Below are 12,342 nucleotides of genomic sequence, written 5' to 3'. Positions count from 1 at the left end.
AGACTGGTTCTATGTATTAATTCTTTTCAAAAGTGAGATAATCGGTTCCTCCGTTTCCACCGCTAACATGTGTTAAGCGCAATTTAGTATCGGTATGCTCCAAGATATGCCAATCTTCTGACAATTCTGCAAAATCCGGTGGACCGGCAAAAACAATATTAAAATCGATATCGTCCGGACTATCGTCACCACTGTTACTATCGGTAACCGACCATGCTCCTACATTTGTGTTACCCCCATTGGTCGCTGTTAAAATACTGTTAGAACCAAAGGTAAAATTGTAACCGTTAAAATTTGACGTTTCATCGGAATCGGTATCAAAGAAATAGGTTATTCTCCAAGTGCCCGACATAACTTCTTTTTTGATTTCTTCGATTGTCTGATTATTGTTTGATGGTGAGCTGCTGTTATCATCATCGTCCGAACAAGCCAAAGAAATCACCAGTAGAAAAACTGATACTGAAAGACTAATTATTTTTTTCATAATCTTGATTTTAAGTATTTTGTATAAAATTAGCTCTTTTTTCGGTAAAATTCTAAATAAAAAAAACCCCGATAAATCGGGGCCTAACTGTCATAATTTAAAAATTATGCTTTTTTAGCGCAACAAGATTTTTTCTCTCCCACTGCACAAGCTTTCTTATCTTCTTTAGAGCAAGCTTCTTTTTTAGTAGTCGCTTCTTTTTTAGCTGGTCCGCTAACTTTTTTCTCCTGAGCAGCCACATTCATTGATACTGTAAATAATGCCACTGCTAAAATTGCTACAATATTTTTCATAATATTTTAGATTTAAATTTATTTAATTGTTTGATCTTAATTTGTTTCTTGATTGATGTTCCTTCGTTAGGAAGTGATTTCCGGCGGATGCCAAAACGTATTGTAATAATTAGGTATGAACGTTTTTTCGTAATTTAACTTTTCATGTTTTTTATCATCGAAAACATCTGGAATTGAGACGTCCTGAATCTGCTGGACAATAAACTGTCCGGTTGAAAAATTCAGATTCAAAACACATTTCTCTTTCTGACAACCGTCAGGTATACCGTCACTCTGACAACAACCATTATCTGCCGCAATCTCACAGCAATCTGAAAAATGCGATTTTATTAAGCGCAGCGTAGCAGCCCCGCTCAGAAGCACAAAATAGAAAGTTAGTATGGCTGTTAAAATTTTCATCGATTCAAATATAAAAATAAATTTGAATTAAGAAACTTGTTAAAAACCTATAATTTTCTTAAAATTTAGAACTGAAAATAAATAAACGGCTGAGGACCTGCAGAAGCGGTAGCGTAAACCAACCAATACACCAAACCTAAAAGTATTGCTTTCAGGATAATTGGCAGGGCTTTGAAAATGCTCTGCATTTTTTCCACTAGCTTTTCCGGAAGATAATGCCATGCAAATCCAATAGCCATTAAAAGGAATACGTTTTTATATCCTTCACCGACAATTTTCCATTGTTCCCAATCAAACGTTACATTCCCGATATTATTGATCAATTCCAACGCGGTACTAAAATCTTTGGCTCGGAAGAAAATCCAACAGAACGTTACAAAATGAAAGGTTAACAACACTGATATCACCAACCAGACAGTTCCAAAAAAGGATGCCTTATCATCTTTTCGGGATGGAAAAAACTCCAAAATGATCTTATGAACCGCTAATGCCATTCCGTGCAATGCCCCCCAAATGATGAAACGAAGACTGGCCCCATGCCATAATCCCCCCAATAACATTGTTGTCATCAGATTGACATTGGTAAACAGTGTGCGTTCTTTTTCTTTAGACAACAAACAGGTCAGCGCAAAAAGAACTGTAGCACCAACAGCTACAATAAGCGGAATATTACTGGTAGGTGACTGCGTGATTCCCCATACAATCAATCCGAAGAAAAACAAGGCCGGGAATAAAAATCCGGCAAACGTCCCGTTACGGTTACCTCCTACCGATATGTATAAAAAGTCTTTTAACCACGTTGACAATGATATGTGCCATCTTCTCCAGAATTCGGTAATCGAAGCCGACTGATATGGCGTTCTGAAGTTGGTAGGCAACTTAAATCCAAGCAATAAAGCCACACCTATTGCCATATCGGAATATCCCGAGAAGTCACAATAAATCTGAATCGCATAACCATAAGACGCCATCAGATTTTCAAAAGCGGTGTATGCAGAAGGCGCATCAAAAACACGGTCCACAAAATTGATGGAAATGTAATCGGAAATCACTGTTTTCTTGATTAATCCACCAATTATCAAAAGAAAAGCCCTGTTGATATCTTCCTTGGTTACATTTAATTTCTGATAAATCTGTGGAAGAAAATCCTTTGCACGCACGATTGGCCCCGCTACCAACTGAGGGAAAAACGATACGAAAAACACGTAATCCACATAGTTTTTGGTTGGCTCAATTTCTTTACGATAAATCTCGATAATATAACTGATCGACTGAAAGGTATAGAACGAAATCCCTACCGGAAGTATGATTTTCTGAAATTCAAAATGACCGTCAGCTACCGAATTATAGGTATCAATGATGAAATTCGTGTACTTGAAATATCCTAAAAAACTAAGGTTTAGCACTATACTAAAGGCAAGACACAATTTCTTATTCAATACACTTTGCGTTCGGTGCACCAAATTCCCTAAATTATAATCCACTATAGAAGAACCTACCAGCAACAAAAAGAAAATACCACTCGATTTGTAATAGAAAAACAACGAGAACAAGATAACGTATACCAATCGTGGGTAAAACGTATTTTTAAGTGCAATATATATACTGTAAAAAACCAAAAACAGTCCCAAAAAAAGACCTGTATTGAACAAAATCGGCTCTTTCGGATTATAAACAAACCAATTTTGAACCGTTTCTGCGTTTATGGATGTAAAAAGTGAGGCAATATTTTGGGCAAACCAATCCTGCATATTATTTCTTCTTTGTTGCTTTAAAATTTTCGTAAGCGTCTATCAATGCCTGACTGAATAACGCTCCCTGTTTTTCATACCCTGCTTTCGTGTAATGTACCTTATCACCCGACATTAAACCCTGATGGTAATTGCGATTCACGCCATACATTCCGCCCATAATGGCAAACAAATCCCAAGATGCATGATTGGCCGCTACAGTCTGATCATTGATAGCACGTGCGTAATCATCAGCAAAACGATTCAGCGAACGGCGGTATAACAAGGAAGGCGGCGTTGACATTACCAAAACCTCTGCATTTGGGTTTTTAGCTTTAATGTTCGACAGAAAAGTGTTCAACTGATTCATATAATCCTGAACCGGCATTTTGTCGAATGTTTCGTTGGTTCCCAAAGAGACGATAATCAAATCGGCTTCCAAAGCAGGAACCTGTTCAAAAAACAATGGGTATTTATTATAATCTGAAACTTTAGCCCCATTTACACCGATGGCGCTATAGGTAATTCCGGGTTCATTTCTTTCAAAAACCAGCCCGTTTAAGGCAAAAGTTGATGCGTTTTTATTCGGAATCAGGTAAATTTTATCCATCAATGTCTCCGAATAAAAAGCATGCGTAGTAGCATCTTCAGTCAGCGGAAGGGGAATAAATTCAGAACGCTTCACGCTTCTTTTCTGCATTTCATCCGTTGGTATTTTCAGTGTTTTTCCGGCACGGATCTTATCCGATTTCAAACCGTTCGCTTTTTTTAACTCGGCTACGGAAATATTGTATTTATCGGCAATTGTTGAAATAGCTTCACCATTTTTAATTTTGTGAACGATTTTCTTAGGCACATTCGACTCCAAAACTATGGTTTTAGAACTGGTCGCCATATCAAATTGAGCCGCATTACCCGGAGTCACGATTTTCAGCGTATTAAACTGATAATTGTTGTCCTTAACATTGATTTCTACCGCAAAACCTTTGCTTTTGGTGGTAAGTGAGATTCCGCTCAAACCAACCGGACTGCCGTTTTTCTCCCTGGTAATTTTATGTGTATTCCAATCCGCATTGGAAGAATATCGCATAAAATAGCTTCCGTTAGTTCTTGCCAGATTGTGCGGAAAGGAAAACCCTAAACCTCCGTTTCCGAATTTCTCCTGAAGATTTTTTCGAATGACACCGGTAAACAAATCGGCCTGTATGTGGGAATCACCAATATGAACTACACGTACTTTTCCTGTTCTAGTCGTCTCCAACAGATACAGTTTCTCGAAGAACTTTTCTAAGGCTTTAGTATTCGAAATAGCATTTTCACCATAACTTACTTTGGCCTCCATACCCAGTGTATCGACTTCCACCATAGTAGAATCGACCACCTGAGCAGCTACTGTTGCCGAAAACAACAAACCAAAAAGTACTACGAAAAGCTTATTCCACATGAACACTGTCAGTTTTAATGCTTATACTATCTATTTTCACAACAGGTTTCGGTTGCTTTCTGTTGGCTCGCAAACGCTTAAACTGCTCGTAACCATCGTAAACCTGATTGTAAATCATACTCGAAATCTTCTTGGCACCGCGATAGTTAAAATGCGTGTAATCTTTATTAGCCGACGCAGGTACTTCTTCCACCCATTTCACCATCGAACCGTCACCTCCCATTAAAGCGTACAAATTCACATAACCGGCTCCTGATTGAATAGCATATTTTTTCTGTGCTTTGGTTAATGGAACTACAGCCGAATCCGTCTTCATTTCCATATCATATTTCGTGGCTTTGTCTGCCGTGGAAACAATTAAAATAGCAACACCAGGGAAACATTCTTTCAAATGATTTACCACGTTTTTCATACGTTTTTCGTACCAGATATAATTTAAGGAACCGTAATTCAACACATTGGTCCCGTAATGAAGTACAATTAAATCATATCCCAATTTCTCATGAAAATGACGCATTACCTTCGTATTGAAAGTAGAAATTGGTAATCCCGAATTCCCTCTGTTCGAGAAATTATCTACGTGAACACCTTTTCCATCGTCGAAATTCAATCCGTAAACCGGAATGGAATCCGCTTTGATAAAATCTAACTTCAGATTTTTTGTAGTATTTCCGATTACCAAAGTATTCACCAGTTTATTTGGCGAAAGCTTCTTGTAAATAGTGTCGTTACCTTCTTTAAAGGCAATTTTTCCTTTTTTATTATTTGATTTTCCGTAGAAAAGGGTCGGATTAGATAATTCGGACAAGTTTGGAAGTTTGCTTGCCTTGTATCGCACCCATTCCACATTAGCCGTATCGTTTGCAAAAAACACGTGACCGTTCACACCAAAAGGACTGCGCGGGTTTTTCACATTCAGATAGGATTGGGTTTTCCAATTCCCCGAAAATTCGTGTTTGATCGAATTACGCGAAGCTGCAGATTCTGAAGTAATATTCACGAAACCAACACCCTGACCACCAAATTTATCCTGAAAATTAGCTCTGAAATCCTGAACAATCATATCACCATCGGTCATGGAATCGCCGAAATAAGCGATCCGGACATTCCCCTGATGTTTCGTTTCCAACTGATACAATTTCTCATAAAACTGAATCAAATGCTGGAATCCTTTATAATCCTCAAATTTTTCATCAGGAAACGTGATGCCATCCACAGCCGTAAAAGAGATCGGCTGGTTGGAAAGCGTGTCGCCATCGGCAGCATCTTTATCTTCTTCTAAAGCTTCCAAAAGCAAACTGTCAATTACCACATTTTTGGAATTGACCGTGCTCTCCGAAAAAAGTTTCTTTGGCAAAATCGATTTAAAAACAAGGAATGCCGCTATGGAAACAGCAAAAATTGTAAACGATTGAACAAAGTAGGATTTATTTTGATTCATTTTATTTTTTTAGGGATTAGTTAAAAGGGATAAGGAAATAGTCCAAAACTTATATCTGTAATTTTCTTTCCCCTTTTCTCTAGTCACTTTTATTTTTACATTCTCTCCGGCACATCGATTCCAAGCAAACCAAATGCTGATTTAATGACTTCACCTACTTTTTTGGATAATTGAACGCGGAATACTTTCTTCGCCAGATCCTCTTCCCCTAAAATAGAAACGGCCTGATAAAATGAATTGTATTCTCTCACCAAATCATATAAATAATTTGCTATTAACGCCGGACTGTGGTGTTTAGCCGCATCTTGAATTACCACCGGGAATTCTTCCATTAGTTTTAGCAGCTCTTTTTCTTTTTCGTGAATTTCAACTACTACATCTGTATTTAGGTCGAAATCAGTTTTTCGTAAAATCGATTGGATACGCGCATACGTATATTGAATGAAAGGCCCTGTGTTACCCGCAAAATCAACCGATTCTTCCGGATTGAACATCATTCCTTTTCTCGGATCTACTTTAAGCATATAATACTTTAAAGCACCCATTCCGATCGTTTTATACAACTTCGATTTTTCCTCTTCGGAATAACCTTCCAGTTTTCCTAATTCTTCAGAGATTTCACGTGCGGTTACCACCATTTCTTCGATCAAGTCATCGGCATCTACAACAGTTCCTTCACGGGATTTCATTTTTCCGGATGGCAATTCCACCATTCCGTATGACAAATGGTATAAGCTTTCTGCCCAGTCGAAACCTAATTTTTTCAGGATCAGGAACAATACTTTAAAGTGATAATCCTGCTCATTTCCAACCGTATACACCATTCCTCCAACATCCGGATTGTCTTTCACACGCTGAATCGCCGTTCCAATATCCTGCGTCATATAAACCGCTGTACCGTCAGAACGCAATACAATTTTTCGGTCTAAACCATCTTCGGTTAAATCAATCCAAACCGAACCGTCCGGATCTTTTTCGAAAATGCCTTTTTCCAATCCGAAGCTCACAACTTCTTTTCCTAACAGGTACGTATTGCTTTCATAATAGTAAGAATCGAAGTCAACGCCCAAATCTTTATAAGTAACTTCAAAACCATCATAAACCCATTGGTTCATGGTTTTCCAAAGCGTTACAACTTCTGGTTTTCCGGCTTCCCAGTCCAAAAGCATTTGCTGTGCTTCCAGAATCATAGGCGCCTGTTTTTTAGCTTCATCCTCTGATTTACCCTGCGCCATTAACTCGGTTACTTCGCTTTTGTAGGCTTTATCAAACTCTACATAATATTTTCCGACCAGTTTATCGCCTTTCAAACCAGATGTTTGTGGCGTTTCTCCGTTGCCGAATTTCTGCCAGGCCAACATCGACTTACAGATGTGGATTCCGCGGTCGTTTACAATTTGGGTTTTATATACTTTTTTACCCGATGCCTTGATAATTTCAGCCACGGAATAACCCAAAAGGATGTTTCTAACATGCCCCAGGTGCAATGGCTTGTTTGTATTTGGTGAAGCAAATTCCACCATGGTCGCTTTTGCATCCTCTTTCGGGGTTACAAAACCGTAGTTGTCTGTATTTTTTATACTGTTGAAAAAATTCAGGTAATACGAATCAGAAATCACAATATTCAAAAATCCGGAAACAACATTAAAACGGGCTACTTCTGTTACATTTTGAACCAAATAATCGCCGATTTTGTTTCCTAATTCCGCCGGATTGCTTTTTATCAATTTTAAAAGCGGAAAAATCACCACGGTTATGTCGCCTTCAAACTCCCTGCGGGTTGCCTGAAATTCCACTTTCTCTAGTGTCACATCAAATATATCCTGAACCGCTTTCTGGATTTTTTCCGTAAGAATTTGTTGAAGCATCATATTTTTTGATTTTTTAAGGGTGCAAAGATACGTTTAATTGCAGAATTTGAAAATTCGAAAATCAGAAATTTCAACATTGAAATTCAGCTCTTTATCGAATAAAAATCACAAATAAACTTTTTTTTCAGAGTTATTTGTAACAAAAGTACACTTTTGGAGTCTACTATAATCATTCGGCAGATCTATTTCTCCGCCAATAAATTTTACAACAACCCTAATTAATCATCAATCAACCCGAGGCGCAGCCGAACCGTTTGGAGCGCAACGGAAAAAAATCAAAGGCATGAAACTTAAATTGTTTTTAATTTGTTTCCTGAGCACACTGGGTGCGACATTTGCACAGGCACCATCAGCAGCGCTTGGAAGTGTTTCAGGAAAAGTAATCGACAAAGCCACAAAGGAACCTATCGGCTATGCTTCGGTTTCTGTAAAAGAAGGCGACAAAGTAGTAACCGGGGCGGTTACGCAGGATAACGGTAACTTCAACATTACCAACTTGGAATTAAAAAGTTATACTTTAGTAGTTCAATTCATCGGATACAAAACTTTTAGCAAAGCATTTACGTTAACCAGTGCTGATAAATCGATAAATTTTGGCACCATCGCCATTGAATCCGAAGCCACGCAACTGGAAGGCGTTAACATTGTAGCCGAACGTTCCAACATCGTACAGAAAATCGACCGAAAAGTCGTAAATGTGGGGAAAGACTTGATCGCATCAGGTACGACTGCTTCCGAAATCATGAACAATATTCCGACGGTGAGCATCGACCCTCAAACCAAAGAATTAAGCCTTAGAGGAAACTCCAATGTTCGTGTATTAATCGATGGAAAACCATCAAACATAGAAGCTTCTCAGTTGTTACAGCAGATTCCGTCTTCTTCAATCAAACAGATTGAATTAATCACCAGTCCGTCTGCAAAATACAATCCTGAAGGAATGAGCGGTATCATCAATATCATTTTACACAAAAACACGAACGATGGTTTTAACGGAAGTATTAACGCCGGAGTTACCTTTGGTATAACGCCAAAAACAAATACAGCCTTAAACCTTAACTACAGAGTAGGAAAAGTAAATTTCTACTCGAATTACGGGTACAATCATGGTATCAACGCAAATAACGGTTGGGTAAACAGTGCCAATCCGGGCAAGGAAAATTTGCAAAATTTCGAGTTCCGAAACCTTGGCAATTCACACGTTTTAAAATTGGGCATGGATTATTACATCAACGAAAAGAACACGTTTTCTTTCTACACCAATCAAAACATTGCCCATACGGATGGTTACGGACAAACTACCACAAACTATTTTGCTGATACCAAAAACGACCTCTACCAGCATTTTGACAACGAAAATGAGAACAAAACCCATACTTACGATTTGGCCTTCAAGCACGATTTCGATAAAAAAGGGGAAAACATAGAGTTTCAGGCGAACTATTCGAAAACAAAAAACAATGAGAATACGGACTATGACAATACCGCCACGGTAACCAATGGCCCTTTATTCTCAGAATCAACAGCTTTAAATTTGATTGACGGAGTTACGGATTATGCCCAGTTTAACATTGACTACGTAAACCCTCTATCAGAGTCATTGAAAATGGAATTGGGTGCAGAAAGCCGAATTCAAACAACTGAAAATGATTTTATCTCTACAGAAGACGGAAGCGAATACTTTTCTCCATATACATTCTCCAAAGATTCCAACTACGATTTTACGTTCGACAGAAATATCCATGCTGTTTATTCCAATTTCAGCAAACAATGGAATTCTAAATGGAGTTCCCAAATCGGATTAAGAGCCGAATATTACGAGATTGAAGGCGATTTCCACCGTGTTGATGACTACTTCCAATCCAATCTGACTCCGCCTTCTACTACTGAAACACAAGATGATACAGTTACAGACGAAATCTTCACCGTATACCCTTCCCTATTTGTAAATTATATGGCTGACGAAAAAAACTCTTATAATTTCAACTACTCCAGACGTGTGGACCGACCTAGTATCGGACAATTAAGCCCTATCAGGGAATGGACAACACCATTGATGGAATCAAAGGGGAATCCAACCCTAGAACCGCAATTCACCAACTCTGTTGAAGTAAATTACACCAGAAATATAAAAATGGGTTCAATTACTTCCGGAGTATTTTACAGACATATTACTAACGAAATTTCGAGAGTGGTTTTCAATGACCCTAACAATGTAGAAAGAAAGATCCTTTCTTACGACAATTTTGACGATAACAATGCTTTTGGTGTTGAGTCATCCGCGAATCTGAAATTTACAAAATGGTGGGCTGCCAATGTTAGTGCCGATGCTTATTTCAAGACAGTTAAAGGTACTGTTCAAAACGCAATCACGAGCGAGCTTGAAAATGCACAAGCCGATGTGACCAATTTTAATGCCCGTATGAATAATACGTTCACTGCTACAAAAGATATTCGTTTCCAGTTGTTCGGAATGTACAGAGGTGAAGATTTAAGTTTACAGTTCAAACGTAAAGCAATGTATAAAGCTGATTTCGGAATGACTTACAATGTTCTAAAAGGAATGGGAACATTTACGTTGCGATTCAACGATATTTTCGACACTATGCATTTCGCTTTCGACGGAAACATCCCTTACAGACAGTATGGTGAATTCTACTGGGAAAACCAAACAGTTTATATGGGCTTCAACTATATGTTTGGCGGAGGAAAGAACAAAGCTTTACAGCGCAAACAACGTGACGCCAACGAAACACAGGGTGGCGGAATGTTCTAAAAATTGAGTTTTTTAGTTTTTCAATATTTATATTTCAAAAAAACCTCGGAGAATGTCAACTCCGAGGTTTTTTGTTTCTTATTTATCAAATTTCAGTGCATCTGCTTTTTCTTTATCCTCTTTGTGCTTGCGGAAGTCAAAAGTAGTTCCGAAAACCTTATCCCAAAAAGTGTTACTTACGCCGTATCCCAAATGCTCATCTCTGTAATGATGCATCTGATGGTTTCTCCACAAAGGCCTCATAAATTCAAAAGGCGGTTCAACAGCGTGAATAGCATAATGCATCGAAGCATATAGCAAATAACCAAACATGAAGCCAGGAAAAAAAGCCCAATTGTAGTCCCACAAAATAAGATAATGCAGCCCAAACAATGCTGAGGACAATATCAAACTCGGCACAGGAGGCATAAACAAACGGTCTTTATCTTTTGGATACTCGTGATGATTGCCGTGCATGATGTATGCGACTTTTTTCATCTTGATATTCTCACTTACCATGTGGAACAAATAACGATGCGCCACATATTCAAAAAAGGTCCAATAAAGCATTCCGCCCACAAAAAGACCCGCTGTTAACAAAACTGATAACCCATAAACTGAATGGGCACGAAAAACCAGATAGGACAATATAGGAATATACATGCTCCATATCAGTATCGGATTGCCCTTGGTGAGCATTTCCAGATACTTGTTCTCAAATAATCTTGCCTGACCTTCGTTGAACACCGCTACTCTTCTTGCCATTTGTTTCACATTTTAAAATTAGTTTCCTAAAATTAATAATTAATTTCAAAAATCAGCAAACAAAAATCAGCAAATTAACACAAAAGTAAATTACCAGCGAATAATGACACTTCCCCAGGTAAACCCGCTTCCGAAGGCCGCTAAAACAACCAAATCACCTTCTTTAATCTTTCCTTTCTCCCAAGCTTCGGTTAAAGCAATCGGAATAGAAGCTGCTGTCGTATTTCCGTATTTCTGAATATTATTGTAAACCTGATCATCTGTCAACTTAAATTTCTGCTGAATAAACTGTGAAATTCTCAGATTCGCCTGATGCGGAATCAACATATTTATATCTGAGACCTGCAGATTATTCGCTTGCAATCCTTCGTTGATTACCTCACTGAAACGAACCACTGCATTTTTGAACACAAATTGCCCGTTCATATACGGATAATAACTTTCATCGTTCGGATCGTCGTCTGCAATGATATCGGTTATCCAACGTTTCCCCATTCCCGGAGCCTGCAATGCCAGTTCTTCGGCATACTGTCCTTCCGAATGAAGGTGTGTGGAAAGAATCCCTTTCGTTGTATCTTCTTCACGACTAAGTACCGCTGCTCCGGCTCCGTCTCCAAAAATAACGGAAACGCCACGGCCTCTCGTGCTCATGTCTAATCCAGTGGAATGTACTTCAGAACCGATAACCAAAATATTTTTATACATCCCGGTTTTGATGTACTGATCAGCAATTGAAACCGCATACACAAATCCGGAACACTGATTTCTTACGTCAAGCGCACCAACAGTTCGCAATCCTAAATCACGCTGCACCAAAACTCCAGGCCCTGGAAAATAATAATCCGGACTTAAAGTGGCAAAGATTACAAAATCGATATCTTCCTTGGCAACTCCCGAACGTTTAATGGCAATGGCCGCAGCCTTCACCCCCATTGATGTTGTAGTATCTTCTCCTCGTATAATATGACGTCGTTCCTGAATTCCTGTTCGCTCCTGAATCCATTCGTCGTTGGTATCCATTATTTTAGACAAATCGTCGTTTGTAACAATATTATCCGGGACATAATATCCTAATCCCGTAATTTTTGAGTGGTACATCATTTTAGTTTTTATTAAAAAGGGTTCCTCAAATTTAAACATTATTGGAGCCGGAATAAGTA

The 12,342-nt window shown here is 38.5% G+C and carries 10 protein-coding genes; 1 reads left to right on the top strand and 9 read right to left on the bottom strand.

All coding sequences use genetic code 11. The features are described 5' to 3' along the window. Nucleotides 1-16: 16 nt before the first annotated feature. From LZF87_RS06890 to argS, 7 genes are all read right to left on the bottom strand, one after another. Entirely contained in the window at nucleotides 17-484 is a 468-nt protein-coding gene (locus LZF87_RS06890) for a hypothetical protein (RefSeq protein ID WP_244343477.1), read from the bottom strand. Nucleotides 485-588: 104 nt separating this feature from the next. Next, a complete protein-coding gene (locus LZF87_RS06885; RefSeq protein WP_244343475.1) occupies nucleotides 589-777 on the bottom strand; it encodes a hypothetical protein in 189 nt (62 codons plus the stop codon). Between the two features lie 66 nt (nucleotides 778-843). Beyond that, nucleotides 844-1,176 carry a hypothetical protein gene (locus LZF87_RS06880; RefSeq protein WP_244343468.1) on the bottom strand — a complete coding sequence of 111 codons (333 nt, stop codon included), beginning with the start codon at nucleotides 1,174-1,176 and terminating at the stop codon, nucleotides 844-846. 65 nt (nucleotides 1,177-1,241) lie between these two features. After that, nucleotides 1,242-2,927, bottom strand: a complete 1,686-nt coding sequence (locus tag LZF87_RS06875; RefSeq protein WP_244343452.1) for an MBOAT family O-acyltransferase — start codon at nucleotides 2,925-2,927, stop codon at nucleotides 1,242-1,244. A gap of 1 nt (nucleotide 2,928) precedes the next feature. Continuing rightward, nucleotides 2,929-4,350 carry a GDSL-type esterase/lipase family protein gene (locus LZF87_RS06870; protein WP_244343438.1) on the bottom strand — a complete coding sequence of 474 codons (1,422 nt, stop codon included), beginning with the start codon at nucleotides 4,348-4,350 and terminating at the stop codon, nucleotides 2,929-2,931. Beyond that, complete coding sequence (locus tag LZF87_RS06865) at nucleotides 4,340-5,791, bottom strand: hypothetical protein (protein WP_244343437.1); 1,452 nt, start codon at nucleotides 5,789-5,791, stop codon at nucleotides 4,340-4,342. Before LZF87_RS06865 ends, LZF87_RS06870 begins: the two co-directional genes overlap by 11 nt. 95 nt (nucleotides 5,792-5,886) lie before the next feature. Continuing rightward, a complete protein-coding gene (gene argS / locus LZF87_RS06860) occupies nucleotides 5,887-7,662 on the bottom strand; it encodes an arginine--tRNA ligase (RefSeq protein WP_244343435.1) in 1,776 nt (591 codons plus the stop codon). Nucleotides 7,663-7,945: 283 nt separating this feature from the next. On the opposite strand from argS, the gene LZF87_RS06855 reads away from it, so the two are divergent. After that, complete coding sequence (locus tag LZF87_RS06855; RefSeq protein WP_244343433.1) at nucleotides 7,946-10,438, top strand: TonB-dependent receptor domain-containing protein; 2,493 nt, start codon at nucleotides 7,946-7,948, stop codon at nucleotides 10,436-10,438. A gap of 78 nt (nucleotides 10,439-10,516) precedes the next feature. On the opposite strand, the gene LZF87_RS06850 is transcribed toward LZF87_RS06855, so the two are convergent. Further along, on the bottom strand, nucleotides 10,517-11,182 hold the full coding sequence (locus LZF87_RS06850; protein ID WP_244343430.1) for a sterol desaturase family protein: 666 nt from the start codon (nucleotides 11,180-11,182) through the stop codon (nucleotides 10,517-10,519). Nucleotides 11,183-11,272: 90 nt separating this feature from the next. Continuing rightward, entirely contained in the window at nucleotides 11,273-12,280 is a 1,008-nt protein-coding gene (locus LZF87_RS06845; protein ID WP_244343738.1) for a 3-oxoacyl-ACP synthase III family protein, read from the bottom strand. Nucleotides 12,281-12,342: the final 62 nt, after the last annotated feature.

The organism is Flavobacterium enshiense (genome assembly GCF_022836875.1).
Lineage (GTDB): Bacteria > Bacteroidota > Bacteroidia > Flavobacteriales > Flavobacteriaceae > Flavobacterium > Flavobacterium enshiense_A.
Note: the sequence above shows the minus strand (reverse complement) of the source record. Positions and strands in the feature narration are given on the sequence as shown.